Here is a 16,301-nt window from a genome sequence, read left to right as displayed (position 1 = left end):
ATGTTATAGTTTAAGCTCCGTAATAAAATTTTTCTTTAATTATTTTACCATCTTTCCAGTCTTGTACGGCAACTTGAGTGTAGTTTCTAATTCCCCAATCTTTATGGGTATAATCAAAATGCCATTCAACCATAGTGGTGTTTTCGCCTATGGTTACTTTTAAAGGTTGGGCGCCTCTAAAATCGGTAATTGCAGCAAAAAATTCTTCTTCGCGTTGTCTGTTAGCTGCTTTTCCTTTAATAATTGGGTTGTCGTTTTCTTGCATTACAACATCGTTATGATAAAACTCATCAAAAGCTTCTAAAGCTTTTCCTTGTAAAATCATATCGTTAATTGTGCTAATTTTTTCTAATAATGTATTCATCTTTTGTGTTTTAAATATGATGATACAAATGTCTAAAACAAAACATTTTTAGAAAATGAAGTAGATTATGAAATGATGTTAAACTAGATTAACATTTATTGATTTTGGATAAGTTGACTTTTAATTTTACTTAAAAACTCTTTGGTGATTCCTAAATAAGAAGCAATCATATATTGCGGAACACGTTGTTCTATTTTAGGATAGGTTTCTTTAAAGAGAAGGTATCTTTCTTTTGCGGTAAGGCTAAAATTACTAACAATACGTTTTTGTGAAGCAACTAAGGCGCGTTCAATAATTTTTCTAAAAAATCGTTCTAACTTCGGAATTTCGATATAAAGCTCTTCAATAATATTGTAAGAAATCTGAAAAAGTTCGGTATTTTCTATACATTGTATATTATAATCGGCAGGGGTTTGGGTTATAAAACTTCCCATATCAGATGTCCACCAATCTTCAATAGCAAACATTACAATATGTTCTTGCCCTTCATCATCAACATAAAAAGTTTTGGTACATCCAGACAAAATAAAACATTCTGTTTTACAAATATCTCCTTGTTGTACAATATATTGATCTTTAAGATATTTTCTGCGAACTATTTTAGAAAGCAACAAAGCCTCTTCATCAGAAGTTAAATTGATATATTTATGTATATAATTTAATAAGGATGTAGTATGCATTGTTTTCAATTAAAAAAAGTAAAGATAGTATAGAAAAGAAAAAGTCACTAATTAATATTTAAAAAAGATAAACTAAAAGATGCTCATAAATAGAGTATCTTTTTTGTTTTTCTTAACAAAAAGTTACGTTAAAATTCCGCATATTTGTAGTTATGCGAATTTATCCCATAGAAACAGGTAATTTTAAATTAGACGGTGGCGCTATGTTTGGCGTAGTTCCAAAATCAATTTGGCAAAAAACAAACCCTGCCGACGATAAAAACATGATATCAATGAGTATGCGTTGTATGCTTATTGAAGATGGAAATCGATTAACTTTAATTGATACAGGAATCGGAAACAAACAATCCGATAAATTCTTCGGATATTATTATTTGTTTGGCGATTTTTCTTTAGACGTTTCCTTGGCAAAACACGGTTTTCATAGAGATGATATTACCGATGTTTTTTTAACACATTTACATTTTGATCATTGCGGAGGGTCTATTCAATGGAATAAAGATAAAACAGGATACGAGCCAGCATTTAAAAATGCTCGTTTTTGGAGTAATCAACGTCATTGGGATTGGGCAGTAAACCCAAATCCACGAGAAAAAGCATCATTTTTACAAGAAAACATACAACCAATTAAAGAAAGCGGACAACTTAATTTTTTACACTTAAATGCAAAAGATTATGTTGGTTTTGATGTATTGTTTAAAGATGGACATACCGAAAAACAAATGCTACCAAAAATTCAATATCAAGATAAAACTATTGTTTTTATGGCCGATTTATTACCAACCGCAGGTCATATACCTTTACCGTATGTGATGGGCTATGATACCAGGCCATTATTAACATTAAAAGAAAAAGAAGCCTTTTTAAATGAAGCAGCTGATAAAGAGTTTTACTTGTTCTTAGAGCACGATGCTTATAACGAGTTGATTACAGTAAAGCACACCGAAAAAGGAGTACGATTAAAAGAGAGTTATAAATTTACAGATATATTTAATTAAGATAAAGATTATGAGAGTTTTGAAACCCGTATTTTACTCAGCAATTGCAATTACTACATTAGTAGGTTGTTCATCAGTAAGTAAAGTGGCAGTACCAACAGGAAGTAATACTGTGGTAAATATTTCAGCAAAAAAAGCTGAATTAACAGCTTATGAAAAAGATAATTGGCAACATTTAGATTTAGCTACAGATACTATTCCTGGAATGAGTGTTAATAAAGCTTACGATTTCTTAAAAGGAAAAAAAGGAGTTGAAGTTGTTGTTGGAGTAGTAGATTCTGGTACCGATTTAAAGCACGAAGATTTAGTAGATGTTGCTTGGGTAAACACTAAAGAAATTGCCGGAAACGGGATTGATGATGACAAAAATGGGTATGTTGATGATATTAACGGATGGAACTTTTTAGGAAGCTCTTATAAAGAACATTTAGAGTACGAACGTATTTTAATGAATCCTTCTGTTGCTGATGCAGAAACTTTAAAAGAAGTAAAAGCATTTCAAAAAACAAAAGTAGATGCAGCTAAAAAGAATGCAGCCCGTTATAAAAAAATGTTAGATGGAGTAACTATGGCTGATGCAGCTTTAGCAAAACATTTTGGAAAAGCAGATTATACAAAAGAACAAGTATTAGCTTTAAAAACTACTGATGTTGCTTTAACAAAGGCTGCTGAAGGTGCAAAGCAAATGTATGGTTTTGGATTAAGTTCATTAACACAAGCAAAAGAAGAATTAGCTAAGTTAGTTAAAACTGCAAATGCAACAATAAATGGAGATAACTTAAAAACAGATTACCGTACTGTTGTAGGTGATAATGCTTATGATATTAACGATAAGCCTGGTTATGGAGATGGAAATATTGGGCATTCAGAAAAAGGAGAAGCACACGGTTCTCATGTTTCTGGTATTATTGGTGCTACGCGTAACAATGGTAAAGGAATGAATGGTGTTGCAAATAATGTGAAAATGATGGCAGTACGTTCAGTTTCTGACGGAGATGAGTATGATAAAGATGTAGCTTTAGGTATTCGTTATGCAGTTGATAACGGAGCAAAAGTAATTAATACTAGTTTTGGTAAAGCATTTTCACCAAATAAAGAATGGGTTTACGAAGCATTAAAATATGCAGCTTCTAAAGATGTTTTAATTGTAAACGCAGCAGGTAACGATGGTAAAAATATCGATGTTGAAAAAACTTTTCCTAATGATGCACCAGATTTAGTAAACGAAATTTCTGATAATGTATTAACGTTAGGAGCAATGAGTGCTAACTATAATGAAAAATTACCAGCAACTTTTTCTAACTATGGTAAATTAAATGTAGATGTTTTTGCACCAGGAGTACAAGTACACTCTACTACACCTGATGGTGAATACAAAAAATTTAGCGGTACTTCAATGGCAGCACCTTCAGCTGCAGGTGTAGCTGCTTTAGTTCGTTCTTATTACCCAGAATTATCAGCAAGTCAAGTAAAACATATTTTAATGAACTCTGGTACTAAAATTAATTTAGACGTTAATAAACCAGGTACAGGTGCTAGATATGGTAAGCCAGTTGAAAAAGTTCCTTTTGCAGATTTATCAGTTTCTGGACGTGTTGTAAATGCATACAATGCAGTTAGAATGGCCGATAGAATGGTAAACGGTAGAAAATAAAATGTAGAATTACAAAGTAAAAAAGAGCATTATTTTTGATGCTCTTTTTTTGTTATAAAACGCCTTATGCAGTTAGAGTTTGATAAACAAAAAGAGTTATTAATTATTAAAGATGATGTTCCATTACATTCACGTTTAGTACTAATATTATTATCAGTAAATGTAGTTAATATGAGTTTTCAATTGGTTTCTATAAGTTATTCTAAAAATGAAATTTTATTTATTTTCATGTTATTGTTAGGAGTAATATCAGTAGTAGCAATACTCTTTTATTTATTTAAAAGATCATGGAAAACAACCTATAAGTTATCTAAAATTGAAGGTGTTGAAACTAAGAAAATTTATGGTAAAGAACGCATTTTTTTAAAATTACATAACGGAAAAAAAAGAAGTTTTTCTATTTTAAAAAATGAAAACGAATTTAATAGTTTAAAAAACACCCTAACTACAATAGGAATTAAATCAATTTAATATGAAAAAAATAATTTTAGGACTTTCATTATTATCAATTGTTTCTTGTGCAGCAACAAGCAAACAGGTAACAGAAAATCCAATAAAAAAAACAAAAAGTCAAAACTATTGGCAACAACATATTGATTATACGATGGATATTGATATGGATGTAAAAACATATCAATATAAAGGAAAGCAAAAAGTGGTGTATACAAACAATTCGCCAGATGTTTTAGATAAAGTTTTTTATCACTTATATTTTAATGCTTTTCAACCAAATTCTCAAATGGATATTCGTTCGAGAAACATTAAAGATCCAGGTAAAAAGATTGCCGACAAAATTGTAAAACTATCGCCAACAGAAATAGGTTACATAAAGGTTAACTCGTTAACACAAAATGGAGTTGCAGTAAACCACGAAACAGTAGGAACTATTTTAGAAGTAACATTAAATAAAGCAATTCAACCAGGAGAAAGCGTAACGTTTGATATGGTTTTTGATGCACAAGTGCCAAATCAAATTCGTCGTTCTGGGCGTAATAGTGCCGAAGGTGTTGCATTATCAATGAGTCAATGGTATCCTAAAATGGCAGAATATGATTTTGAAGGATGGCATACACCACCATATATAGCTAGAGAGTTTCATGGTGTTTGGGGTAATTTTGATGTAACACTTCATATTGATAAAAATTACGTAGTTGGAGGTACAGGTTACTTGCAGAATCCACAAGAAGTAGGGCATGGTTATGAGAATAAAAATGAAGCCTTAAATCTTCCTTCAGGAAAAAAATTAACATGGAAATTTAAAGCACCAAATGTGCATGACTTTACTTGGGGTGCCGACCCAGAATATATTCACGACACCTATAAAATGGATAACGGAATCGACTTACATTTCCTTTACAAAAAAACATTAGAGGCTAAATATCTAGAAAATTGGAAAAAATTACAGCCTAAAACTGCTGAATTAATGAATTATTTTTCTGAAAACATAGGGCAATATCCATACAAACAATATTCAGTAATACAAGGTGGTGATGGTGGAATGGAGTACGCAATGAGTACTTTAATTACCGGAAAACGTAGCTGGGGAAGTTTATTTGGTGTAACAGCACACGAAATGGCACATACTTGGTTTCAGTTTTTATTAGCAAGTAACGAAAGCAAGCATCCATGGATGGATGAGGGGTTTACTACCTATATATCTAACAAAGCAGAAAATGCAATTTTAGGTAAAAATGTAAAAAATCCACACAGAGGTTCATATATGGGCTACAATTATGTAGTAAAAAATAACATTGAAGAATCATTATCTACACATGCAGATAGGTATCATACAAACACAGCTTACGGTGTAGCAAGTTATTCTAAAGGAAATATTTTCTTATCACAGTTAGAGTATATTATTGGAGAGGAAAATGTAGCAAAAACATTAAAAAAATACTTTACTGATTTTTCATTTAAACACCCAACGCCAAATGATATAAAAAGAACTGCCGAAAAAGTTTCAGGAATTCATTTAGACTGGTATTTAAACGAATGGACACAAACAACGCACACCATAGATTACGGAGTAAAATCGGTTAACGGTAAAGAAGTGGTGTTAGAAAGAATAGGAAGAATGCCGATGCCTATTGATGTTGAGGTAACTTACACAGATGGCAGTAAAGAAACATTTAATATTCCGTTACGTATGATGCGTGGCGAAAAACCAACCAAAGCAACAGTAATAACTGATTGGACTTGGGCGCACCCAACCTATACTTTTGCAACTTCTAAAGAAGTAAAATCTGTTGAAATTGATCCATCAAAATTAATGGCAGACATCAATCAAGAAAATAACTCGTTTGGTAAATAAACTTTTGAAGGTTATTCTGAATTTATTTCAGAATCACACTATAAAATGGTATTGATAAAAAAGTGAAAACTCTATGTAGAGTTTTCACTTTTTCTTTTTTTAGGATAAAATTTTCTTCAACAATTTTCCGTAATTTTGCACTTCAATTTCAACAGAAGATGTCAGAAGAAAAAAAATCATTGAATTTTTTAGAGCAAATCATAGAAGAAGATTTAGCAAACGGATTGCCAAAAGAAAATTTACGTTTTCGTTTTCCGCCAGAACCTAATGGATATTTACATATCGGTCACACGAAAGCTATCGGAATTAGTTTTGGTTTAGGTGAAAAGTATAACGCACCAGTAAACTTACGTTTTGATGATACAAACCCAGCAAAAGAAGAGCAAGAATATGTTGATGCTATTAAAAAAGATGTTACTTGGTTAGGGTATAAATGGGCAAATGAATTGTATTCGTCTGATTACTTTCAGCAATTATACGACTGGGCAGTTTTATTAATAAAAGATGGTAAAGCGTATATTGATAGTCAATCTTCTGAAGAAATGCGTACTCAAAAAGGAACACCAACAAAGGTTGGGACTAATAGTCCTTTTAGAAATAGATCGGTTGAAGAAAATTTAGATTTATTTAGCCGAATGAAAGCTGGTGAATTTGATGAAGGAACGCATGTTTTACGTGCTAAAATTGATATGGAGTCGCCAAATATGTTAATGCGCGATCCTTTAATGTATCGAATTTTAAAAAAAGCACATCACCGTACCGGAAACGATTGGTGTATTTATCCGATGTATGATTGGACACATGGTGAAAGTGATTATTTAGAACAAATTTCACACTCGTTATGTTCGTTAGAGTTTAAACCTCACCGTGAGTTATACAATTGGTTTCGCGATAATGTATACGAATACAGCAAGACAGAATTTCCAAATCCACCAAAACAGCGTGAATTTTCGCGCTTAAACTTAAGCTACACAATAATGAGTAAGCGTAAGTTATTAACATTGGTTGAAGAAGGAATTGTAAAAGGATGGGACGACCCAAGAATGCCAACAATTTCTGGATTAAGACGTCGTGGGTATACACCAGCATCTATCCGTAATTTTATCGAAACAGTAGGCGTATCAAAAAGAGAAAATATTATTGACGTTTCGTTGTTAGAGTTTAAAATACGAGAAGATTTAAATAAAACAGCCAACAGAGTAATGGGGGTTTTAGACCCTGTAAAAGTGGTGATTACTAATTACCCAGAAGATAAAGAAGAGGTTTTAATTGCAGAAAATAATCCTGAAGATGAAAATTCAGGAACAAGAATGGTTCCTTTTTCAAGAGAAATTTATATTGAAAGAGAAGATTTTAGAGAAGAAGCAAATAAGAAGTTTTTTAGGTTAAAATTAGGAAAAGAAGTTCGTTTAAAAAATGCCTATTTTATTACAGCTAATAGCTGTACAAAAGATGCAGAGGGTAATATTACAGAAATTCAATGTACGTACGATCCGTTAACAAAGTCAGGAAGTAATACAGAAGAAAGTAAACGAAAAGTAAAAGGAACTTTACATTGGGTATCGGTAAAACACGCTGTAAAAGCTGAGGTAAGAGCCTATGATCGTTTATTTTTAGATGAAGCACCAGATAGTCATAAAGACAAAGATTTTATGGAGTTTGTAAATCCAAATTCTTTAGAAAAAATTACCGCATTTGTAGAACCAAGCTTGCAAACAGCAACAATAGGGCAACAATTTCAATTTCAACGTTTAGGATATTTTAATGTTGATGACGACTCGACTGCCAATAATTTAGTATTTAATAAAACCGTTGGTTTGCGTGATAATTGGGCAAAAAAGAACTAAATAGCAATAGTTATTTTAATTAGCAACCTTTCTTAATTTTTATAAAATTAAGAAAGGTTTTTTTATAAAAAAATTCCATTTTTAATTTTCGATAGAATACGTATCTTTACTGATTAAGGAAAGTTGTGATAATTAATTTTTATCTAACTGAAAATCAATAATAAAAAAGTGTTTTTTGATACTGGGAAAATTCAGATTTAAAAAGCATTTCTAATAATATACTATTTTATGAGTTGTAGCAGTTGCTCAACTAACAAAAACGGTGTGCCTAATGGTTGTAAAAGCAATGGAAATTGTGCAACAGGTACTTGTGGAAGTGGAAATAAACTTGCCGTTTTTGATTGGTTATCGAATATGACTTTACCTACGGGTGAAGCACCATTTAATATTTTTGAAGTTCGTTTTAAAAACGGACGTAAACATTTTTATAAAAATACCGAGAAACTAACTGTTTCTATGGGAGATGTCGTAGCGGTTGAAGGATCATCGGGGCATGATATAGGTATAGTTGCCTTAGCAGGAGAGCTTGTAAAAGTTCAAATGAAAAAACGAAAAATTAGTGTAGATAGTGAAGATGTAAAGAAAATTTACAGAAAAGCTACTCAAAAAGATATTGATATTTGGCACACCGCCAGAGATAGAGAACAAGAAACTCAACGAAAAGGAAGAGAGATTATTAGCCGTTTAGGGCTAAAAATGAAATTATCTGATGTTGAATATCAAGGGGATGGTACCAAAGCTACTTTTTATTATACTGCAGATGAACGAGTAGATTTTCGTCAATTAATTAGAGATTTAGCAGGAACTTTTTCTATTCGTGTAGAAATGAAACAAGTAGGTATGCGTCAAGAAGCAGCGCGCTTAGGCGGTGTTGGTTCTTGTGGTAGAGAGTTATGTTGCTCTACTTGGTTAACCGATTTTAGAAAAGTAAATACAGCAGCAGCTCGTTACCAGCAACTATCATTAAACCCGTTAAAATTAGCAGGACAATGTGGTAAGTTAAAATGTTGTTTAAATTTTGAGTTGGATACGTATTTAGATGCTTTACAAAGTTTTCCGAAGCAAGATAAAATACTGAAAACAGAAAAAGGAGATGCTGTTTTTGTAAAGATGGATATCTTTAAAAAAATACTTTGGTACACTTATAAGCATGAAAGTTTTAAATGGTTTCGATTATCATTAGAGCAAGTAAATGAAATTATCGAATTAAATAAAAATAATGAAGTTTCTTTACCGTTAGATGAATATGAATTAGATATTATAACGGAACCAACGGTAGATTTTGAAAATGTTGTAGGACAAGATAGTTTAACTCGTTTTGATGCTCCTAAAAAGAAATCTCGTAATAGTAGAAGAAAATCACGAAAACCAGCAAACAACTCAGAGGGTGATCAATCAAACGAAACCAAACCAAAAAGAAGACCTCCAAGAAAACCAGTAAATAAAAGAAATGGTACGAAACCTGGTGAAGTAAAGACAAATAAAAAACCTCAAAGAAAACCAGGACAAAAAGAAGGTAATAAAAACACAGGTGTTGCCTCAGTTGAAACAAGGAAACCGAAACCTAGAAAAAATCCTAGAGAGAATAACCAAAAAACAGATAAAACCCCAAATAATAAAAGCAAAGGTGTTCAACCTCAAAATAAAAAACCAAACAATCAGAAAAGAAGAAATAATAATCAAAGAAATAGAAAACCGAACGAAAATAAATCAACCAAACCTAAAAATGAAAAAGAATAGTATACTAGCATTAGTTTTTGTTTTTTTAGCAATGACATCATGTGACTCAAAAAGAGTTTATGATGAGTATATAACATTGCCAAATAGCCTATGGAATAAAAATAATACTGTTACGTTTACTTTTTCGATAAAAGATTCAATACAAAAGAAAAACTTGTTTATAAACCTTAGAAACAATCAAGATTACGAGTACAGTAATTTGTTTTTAATAGCACAAATAAACTTTCCTGACGGAGAAACAATTATAGATACTTTAGAGTATGATATGGCAGATGTTACAGGGAAATTTTTAGGCAAAGGTTTTTCAAATATTAAAGAAAATAAATTATTTTATAAAGAAAATATAACATTTCCTAATACAGGAGAATATACTTTTAAAGTAAAACAAGCCATGAGAAAAAATGGTGAAATTAAAGGAATAAATACACTTGAAGGTATTTCTGAAGTAGGATTTAGAATTGAAAAAATGCAATAATGAAAGAGAAAAAAACAACTAATTTTAATAAATACATCAAGTGGTTTTGGGGAATCATATTAGGTGGTTTCCTTCTTATAGGGTCCTTATTTTTACTTGCTTCTTGGGGAGTTTTTGGAGCATTGCCAACCTTTGAAGAGTTAGAAAACCCTAAAAGCGATTTAGCAACTGAAGTAATTTCTGCAGATGGAAAAACTTTAGGAAAATATTACGTAAAAGCAAACCGTACACCTATTAAATACAAAGATTTACCAGAAAAATTAATAAAAACATTAGTAGCCACTGAAGATGAACGTTTTTATGAACATTCAGGGATTGATTTTAGAGGTTTGGCAAGGGCAATTTCAAAATTAGGAGCAGGTGGTGGTGCAAGTACTATTACACAACAATTAGCAAAAAATTTATTTAATAAAGGAGGAGCAAGTAATAAATTAATAAGACTTACTCAAAAGCTTAAAGAATATGTAGTTGCTGTTAAATTAGAACGACAATATACTAAGCAAGAAATTATAACCATGTATTTAAATACACAAGGTTTTTTATTTAATGCGACTGGTATTCGTTCAGCATCACGTATTTATTTTGGTAAAGAACCGATGGAGTTAGACTTGCAAGAGTCCGCTATTTTAGTAGCCATGTTAAAAAACCCAAGGCAGTTTAATCCATATAGAAAGATATCAAGAAATAAATCATTACAACGTAGAAATGTTGTGTTTGCTCAAATGGCAAAAAATGACGTGATAACTGATCAAGAAAGAGATTCATTACAAAAATTACCACTAAAAATAAATTTCACACCAGAAAGTCATAGTGATGGATTGGCAACTTATTTTAGAGAAAACTTAAAACAGCGTTTAAAAAAGTGGGCAAAAGAAAATCCGAAAGATAATGGAGAGTTTTATAACATTTATAAAGATGGATTAAAAATACATGTTACGATTGATTCTCGTATGCAAAAATATGCCGAAGAGGCAAGTAGAGAGCATATGGCAAACCTGCAATCTTTCTTTTTTAAAGAACAAGAAAGAAATAAAAAAGCCCCTTTTTACGATATCGACAAAAGAACGATTACCGGAATAATGAAACGAGGTAAACGTAATTCAACACGCTACAAACGATTAAAAGCTGCAGGTAAATCAGAAGAAGAGATTGAAAAATCTTTTAATACTGATGTTGATATGCGTGTTTTTTCTTGGAAAGGAGAAATAGATACTGTTATGACACCTTATGACTCTATACGTTATTACAAACACTTTTTAAGGTCAGGATTAGTTTCTATAGAGCCTCAAACAGGTCATATTAAAGCATGGGTGGGAGGTATTAATCATAAATATTTCAAATATGATGCGGTAGAACAACAAAAACGTCAAGTAGGTTCTACTTTTAAACCTTTTGTATATGCAACAGCAATTAATCAGCTAAAAATGTCACCTTGTGATCAGTTGCCAAATGTATTGTACACCATTCCTAAAGAAAAATATGGAATGCCAGAAGATTGGACACCTAAAAACTCCAGTAATAAATACGGTGGTGAGTTAACATTAAAAAAAGCATTAGCAAATTCAGTAAATGTAGTGTCAGCTCAACTAATTGATAAAGTTTCACCAATAAATGTTGCACGTTTAGCAGCATCGGCAGGAATAAAATCAAAGATTGATGCAAATCCATCAATAGCCTTAGGTGCTGTAGAGTTATCGTTGATAGAGATGGTAAGTGCGTATTCAACTTTTGCAAATAAAGGATTACGTGTAAGTCCGATGATGATTACTCGAATTGAAGATAAAAACGGAACAGTTTTAGAAGAATTTGTTCCTGAAACAAAAGAGGTTTTAAGTGAAGAATCTGCCTATGTAGTGTTAGATTTAATGAAAGGAGTAACAACAGGAGGATCAGGTATCCGTTTACGTTTATCACATAAATATCCAGATTATATTACAGGGCATCCATATAAATTTGCAAACCCTATTGCAGGAAAAACAGGAACAACTCAAAATCAGTCTGACGGTTGGTTTATGGGAATTGTACCAAATTTAGCAACAGGAGTTTGGACAGGTGGTGAAGATAGAGCAACCCACTTTGCAGGAATCGGAAAAGGGCAAGGAGCAGCAATGTCGTTACCAACATGGGCATTATTTATGCAAAAATGCTATGCTGATAAAAGCTTAAATATTAGTCAGTCAGATTTTGAAAAGCCATCAGAAAAACTTTCCATTGAAATTAACTGTGCTAAGCAGAAAGAGGAAAATAAAGATGAAAAATCATCCGAAGAAACTGATTTTTAAGATTGTAAGAAATTTTTAGTATTAAACAAACAACTACAATGATAAATAAAAAAGTAAATAACGTACAAGAAGCTGTTGCTGGTGTAAAAGATTCTATGACTTTTATGTTAGGAGGTTTTGGTTTATGTGGTATACCAGAAAATGCCATTGCTGAACTTGTAAAGTTAAATGTAAGAAACGTTACCTGTATTTCTAACAATGCAGGGGTTGATGATTTTGGATTGGGTTTATTATTACAGAATAAACAAATTAAAAAAATGGTTTCTTCTTATGTAGGAGAAAACGACGAATTTGAACGTCAAATGTTATCGGGTGAGCTAGAGGTTGAGCTTACACCACAAGGAACTTTAGCAGAAAAATGTAGGGCTGCACAAGCAGGATTTCCCGCTTTTTATACACCAGCAGGTTATGGTACAGAAGTAGCCGAAGGAAAAGAAACGCGTGAGTTTGACGGAAAAATGTACGTGTTAGAACCAGCTTTTAAAGCAGATTTTTCATTTGTAAAAGCATGGAAAGGAGATACTGCCGGAAATTTAATTTTTAAAGGAACAGCACGCAATTTTAATCCAAATATGTGTGGAGCGGCAACAATTACCGTAGCTGAGGTTGAAGAATTAGTGCCAGCAGGAGAATTAGATCCAAATCAAATTCATATTCCTGGAATTTTTGTGCAACGTATTTTTCAAGGAGAAAAATATGAAAAGAGAATTGAACAACGAACGGTAACTCCAAAAGCGTAATAAAATGGCATTAAGTAAACAACAAATAGCGCAACGAATAGCAAAAGAATTACAAGATAAATGGTATGTTAATTTAGGAATCGGAATTCCGACTTTAGTGGCTAATTACATTCCAGAAGGTATTGAAGTGGAGTTTCAATCAGAAAACGGATTGTTAGGTATGGGACCATTTCCGATTGAAGGAACTGAAGATGCAGATTTAATAAATGCCGGTAAACAAACAGTTACTGTGTTAGATGGAGGGTCTATTTTTGATTCAGCAACAAGCTTTTCTATGATTCGAGGTAAACACGTTCAATTAACTGTTTTAGGAGCGATGGAAGTTGCACAGAACGGTGATATCGCTAACTGGAAAATTCCGGGAAAAATGGTAAAAGGAATGGGTGGAGCGATGGACTTAGTAGCATCAGCAGATAATATTATTGTTGCTATGATGCATACGAATAAGCGTGGCGAATCTAAAATATTAAAAGGATGTTCATTACCTCTAACAGGTGTTGGTTGCGTAACCAAAGTAGTTACCAATTTAGCTGTTTTAGAAGTTAAAAATGGTGCTTTTCATTTGTTAGAAAGAGCTCCAGGAGTATCTGTTGAAGAAATTAAAGAAGCTACTGAAGGAACTTTAATTGTTGATGGAGAAATTCCTGAGATGAATATTTAATATGGAAGGTTTTTTTAAAAAATTTCATAGATTAATTTATCCTCTTCAAGCAATACTTTTTTTGTTGATTTTAGATAAAATATTTCATGTAGAGCCTGATTGGTTACGAATAGCGATAGCAATTGCTTTAGGATATTTTTTATCACCAAGAATAAAAATAATAGAAACGCAAACAGGAAAAAGGAAGCAGCTAACGTGGATTTTTCTTAAAAAACCAATATTTTTAGATTAATGAAAATAATCTCGTACAACGTAAACGGAATTCGTGCTGCATTAAAAAAAGGATTTATTGATTGGTTACAGGCTGCAAATCCAGATGTAATTTGTATTCAAGAAACCAAAGCACACAAAGAACAATTAGACCTATCTGAATTTGAAAATGCAGGTTATCCTTATCATTATTGGTTTTCAGCACAAAAAAAAGGCTACTCATCGGTAGCTGTTTTTTGTAAAAAAGAACCCAATCATATTGAATACGGAACAGGAATTGAATCGATGGATTTTGAAGGGAGAAATTTACGTGTAGATTTTGATGAAGTTTCGGTAATGAGCATGTATTTACCATCAGGAACCAATGCTGCAAGATTAGATTATAAGTTTAATTATATGGATGAAATTTTGGAATATGCGACCGATTTGCGTAAAACCATTCCAAATTTAGTTATCTGTGGCGATTACAATATTTGTCATGAAGCAATAGATATTCACAACCCGAAAATGAAAGGTGTTTCTGGGTTTTTACCCGAAGAGCGTGAGTGGTTAACGCAGTTTATTGATAGCGGATTTACTGATAGTTTTCGTCATTTAAATCCAGAAAGACAAGAGTATTCTTGGTGGAGTTATCGAGCAAATTCTAGAGCCAATAATAAGGGGTGGCGATTGGATTATGCAATGGTTTCTGAGCCGTTAAAAGATAAAATTTCAAGAGCCTATATTTTACCAGAAGCAAAACACTCAGACCATTGTCCGATTGTTGTTGAATTAACGCTATAAAACTACTTATGAAAAATATTTTAGGATTACTTTTTTTTACACTTTCAATTGCTGCACAGCAACCTGTTGATAGTGTTTTTGTAACAAAAGAGCAGGTAAAAATAGTTGTTGATTCAACATTAATAGCTAAAGATACTATCAAAACACAACAAATTGATACGTTATACACTGATGCCGATTTAAAAATTATTGATAGTTTATTAATAGAAGAAAAATTTAATTCTTCGCTGTTTGATAGTATTCAATATGTAATTAACGATAAAGAAATTATAGGTAATACTACCACAATACTTTCTACCGATTTATTAAAAAAACGATTGAGTGACTTAAATTTAAAAACACCTTTTAATTTAGCTTATAACCCAGCGTTAGAAAAAGTAATTAATAGTTATTTAAAACACCGTAAAAGATATTATCCAGCCTTAATGGCAAAGGCACAGTATTATTTTCCGATGTTTGAACAGTATTTAGATCAGTTTGATGTGCCGCTAGAAATGAAATATTTAGCGATTGTTGAATCTGCCTTGCGTCCTGCGGCAAAGTCAAGAGTTGGAGCAACGGGTTTGTGGCAATTTATGTACGGCACAGGAATTCAGTTTGATTTGAAGGTAAACTCGTATGTTGATGAACGTCAAAACCCTGTAAAAGCAACTATAGCAGCCTGTAAATATTTAAGTCAATTATATAAAATCTTTGGCGATTGGGATTTGGCTTTAGCAGCCTATAATTCAGGGCCAGGAAACGTTTCTAAAGCAATAAAAAGATCAGGGGGGTATCGAAATTATTGGAATATTCGTCCGTTTTTACCTCGCGAAACAGCCAGTTATGTACCAGCATTTTATGCAACGATGTATATTTTTGAATATGCAGAGCAGCATCATATTTACCCGAAGCCACCAAATATTTTTCATTTTGAAACTGATACTGTTCGCGTAAAAAGAACGATTAGTTTTGATCAAATTTCAGAAAAAACAAAGATAGATACAGAATTATTATCTTTTTTAAATCCGTCATATAAATTAGATATCATTCCTTATGTAAAAAGTAAAAGTTATGCAGTTCGATTGCCTCGAAAAAACATAATAGATTTTTTAGATAAAGAAAAAGAAATTTACACATTAGCAAATGAAGATGATGCAAAAAGAGAAAAACCATTGCCAAAGTATTTTGAAATGGACAAACGCATTCGCTATAAAGTGCGTAGTGGGGATTATTTAGGGAAAATTGCAAACAAATTTGGTGTAAGGGTTAGTGATATAAAACGATGGAACGGTATGAGAAGCCATCGCTTAAAAATAGGGCAACGTTTAAGTATTTATCCAAAGAGATTAGCGGTTTCAAAACAAGTTTCAAAGAAAAAATATAAAGTGCCAATAGGTAAACACGATGTTTATGTAGTGCAAAATGGAGATTCGTTATGGACGATATCTAAAAAATATCCATCAGTTTCTATAGAACAAATTAAAAAGTGGAACAATATTTGGAGTGTAAAAAGTCTGAAACCAGGAATGAAGCTAAAAATATTTAAGAGTTAAAAAATCAACACTAAAAACTAC

Annotated in this window: 15 protein-coding genes; 13 read left to right on the top strand and 2 right to left on the bottom strand. The window is 32.0% G+C overall.

The window, feature by feature from the left end; translation table 11 throughout:
* Positions 1-10: 10 nt before the first annotated feature.
* Positions 11-364 carry a nuclear transport factor 2 family protein gene (locus tag BA195_RS01850; RefSeq protein ID WP_068701859.1) on the bottom strand — a complete coding sequence of 118 codons (354 nt, stop codon included), beginning with the start codon at positions 362-364 and terminating at the stop codon, positions 11-13.
* 95 nt (positions 365-459) lie between these two features.
* Positions 460-1,044: a Crp/Fnr family transcriptional regulator gene (locus BA195_RS01845; RefSeq protein ID WP_068701857.1), complete on the bottom strand. Its 585-nt coding sequence runs from the start codon at positions 1,042-1,044 to the stop codon at positions 460-462.
* A 152-nt stretch (positions 1,045-1,196) separates the two neighbouring features.
* On the opposite strand from BA195_RS01845, the gene BA195_RS01840 reads away from it, so the two are divergent.
* From BA195_RS01840 to BA195_RS01780, 13 genes are all read left to right on the top strand, one after another.
* Positions 1,197-2,042 carry an MBL fold metallo-hydrolase gene (locus tag BA195_RS01840; RefSeq protein WP_068701855.1) on the top strand — a complete coding sequence of 282 codons (846 nt, stop codon included), beginning with the start codon at positions 1,197-1,199 and terminating at the stop codon, positions 2,040-2,042.
* Between the two features lie 10 nt (positions 2,043-2,052).
* Positions 2,053-3,696, top strand: coding sequence for a S8 family serine peptidase (locus tag BA195_RS01835; RefSeq protein WP_068701853.1), 1,644 nt, complete (start codon positions 2,053-2,055; stop codon positions 3,694-3,696).
* 66 nt (positions 3,697-3,762) lie between these two features.
* Positions 3,763-4,167 (top strand): hypothetical protein, encoded by a 405-nt coding sequence (locus BA195_RS01830; protein ID WP_068701851.1) that lies wholly within the window; start codon positions 3,763-3,765, stop codon positions 4,165-4,167.
* Between the two features lies 1 nt (position 4,168).
* Complete coding sequence (locus BA195_RS01825) at positions 4,169-6,007, top strand: M1 family metallopeptidase (RefSeq protein WP_068701849.1); 1,839 nt, start codon at positions 4,169-4,171, stop codon at positions 6,005-6,007.
* Between the two features lie 158 nt (positions 6,008-6,165).
* A complete protein-coding gene (locus BA195_RS01820; protein ID WP_068701847.1) occupies positions 6,166-7,854 on the top strand; it encodes a glutamine--tRNA ligase/YqeY domain fusion protein in 1,689 nt (562 codons plus the stop codon).
* Positions 7,855-8,082: 228 nt separating this feature from the next.
* The gene (locus BA195_RS01815) at positions 8,083-9,594 is read left to right on the top strand and encodes a PSP1 domain-containing protein (RefSeq protein ID WP_068701845.1); all 1,512 of its coding nucleotides are present in this window, start codon (positions 8,083-8,085) and stop codon (positions 9,592-9,594) included.
* Complete coding sequence (locus BA195_RS01810) at positions 9,581-10,069, top strand: gliding motility lipoprotein GldH (protein WP_084443009.1); 489 nt, start codon at positions 9,581-9,583, stop codon at positions 10,067-10,069. Before BA195_RS01815 ends, BA195_RS01810 begins: the two co-directional genes overlap by 14 nt.
* Entirely contained in the window at positions 10,069-12,351 is a 2,283-nt protein-coding gene (locus tag BA195_RS01805) for a transglycosylase domain-containing protein (RefSeq protein ID WP_068701841.1), read from the top strand. The genes BA195_RS01810 and BA195_RS01805 overlap by 1 nt, the downstream gene beginning before the upstream one ends.
* Before the next feature lie 38 nt (positions 12,352-12,389).
* On the top strand, positions 12,390-13,091 hold the full coding sequence (locus BA195_RS01800; RefSeq protein ID WP_068701839.1) for a CoA transferase subunit A: 702 nt from the start codon (positions 12,390-12,392) through the stop codon (positions 13,089-13,091).
* 4 nt (positions 13,092-13,095) lie between these two features.
* Entirely contained in the window at positions 13,096-13,752 is a 657-nt protein-coding gene (locus tag BA195_RS01795) for a 3-oxoacid CoA-transferase subunit B (protein WP_068701837.1), read from the top strand.
* Between the two features lie 64 nt (positions 13,753-13,816).
* Positions 13,817-13,984, top strand: coding sequence for a hypothetical protein (locus tag BA195_RS01790; protein ID WP_176714938.1), 168 nt, complete (start codon positions 13,817-13,819; stop codon positions 13,982-13,984).
* On the top strand, positions 13,984-14,745 hold the full coding sequence (locus tag BA195_RS01785) for an exodeoxyribonuclease III (RefSeq protein WP_068701833.1): 762 nt from the start codon (positions 13,984-13,986) through the stop codon (positions 14,743-14,745). Before BA195_RS01790 ends, BA195_RS01785 begins: the two co-directional genes overlap by 1 nt.
* Before the next feature lie 8 nt (positions 14,746-14,753).
* The gene (locus BA195_RS01780) at positions 14,754-16,280 is read left to right on the top strand and encodes a lytic transglycosylase domain-containing protein (RefSeq protein WP_068701831.1); all 1,527 of its coding nucleotides are present in this window, start codon (positions 14,754-14,756) and stop codon (positions 16,278-16,280) included.
* Positions 16,281-16,301: the final 21 nt, after the last annotated feature.

The sequence above is a fragment of the Tenacibaculum soleae genome (assembly GCF_001693415.1).
Classification (GTDB): Bacteria; Bacteroidota; Bacteroidia; order Flavobacteriales; family Flavobacteriaceae; genus Polaribacter; species Polaribacter soleae.
The sequence above is the reverse complement of the archived record's forward strand: the minus strand, read 5'-3'. Positions and strand labels throughout refer to the sequence as shown.

What these genes read in the sequence shown, in the direction of transcription:
- BA195_RS01810 (WP_084443009.1), top strand. Translation starts at nt 9,581, where the DNA reads ATGAAAAAGAATAGTATACTAGCATTAGTTTTTGTTTTTTTAGCAATG.
- BA195_RS01805 (WP_068701841.1), top strand. Translation starts at nt 10,069, where the DNA reads ATGAAAGAGAAAAAAACAACTAATTTTAATAAATACATCAAGTGGTTT.
- BA195_RS01820 (WP_068701847.1), top strand. Translation starts at nt 6,166, where the DNA reads ATGTCAGAAGAAAAAAAATCATTGAATTTTTTAGAGCAAATCATAGAA.
- BA195_RS01800 (WP_068701839.1), top strand. Translation starts at nt 12,390, where the DNA reads ATGATAAATAAAAAAGTAAATAACGTACAAGAAGCTGTTGCTGGTGTA.
- BA195_RS01825 (WP_068701849.1), top strand. Translation starts at nt 4,169, where the DNA reads ATGAAAAAAATAATTTTAGGACTTTCATTATTATCAATTGTTTCTTGT.
- BA195_RS01815 (WP_068701845.1), top strand. Translation starts at nt 8,083, where the DNA reads ATGAGTTGTAGCAGTTGCTCAACTAACAAAAACGGTGTGCCTAATGGT.
- BA195_RS01835 (WP_068701853.1), top strand. Translation starts at nt 2,053, where the DNA reads ATGAGAGTTTTGAAACCCGTATTTTACTCAGCAATTGCAATTACTACA.
- BA195_RS01830 (WP_068701851.1), top strand. Translation starts at nt 3,763, where the DNA reads ATGCAGTTAGAGTTTGATAAACAAAAAGAGTTATTAATTATTAAAGAT.
- BA195_RS01795 (WP_068701837.1), top strand. Translation starts at nt 13,096, where the DNA reads ATGGCATTAAGTAAACAACAAATAGCGCAACGAATAGCAAAAGAATTA.
- BA195_RS01785 (WP_068701833.1), top strand. Translation starts at nt 13,984, where the DNA reads ATGAAAATAATCTCGTACAACGTAAACGGAATTCGTGCTGCATTAAAA.
- BA195_RS01850 (WP_068701859.1), bottom strand. Translation starts at nt 364, where the DNA reads ATGAATACATTATTAGAAAAAATTAGCACAATTAACGATATGATTTTA.
- BA195_RS01845 (WP_068701857.1), bottom strand. Translation starts at nt 1,044, where the DNA reads ATGCATACTACATCCTTATTAAATTATATACATAAATATATCAATTTA.
- BA195_RS01840 (WP_068701855.1), top strand. Translation starts at nt 1,197, where the DNA reads ATGCGAATTTATCCCATAGAAACAGGTAATTTTAAATTAGACGGTGGC.
- BA195_RS01780 (WP_068701831.1), top strand. Translation starts at nt 14,754, where the DNA reads ATGAAAAATATTTTAGGATTACTTTTTTTTACACTTTCAATTGCTGCA.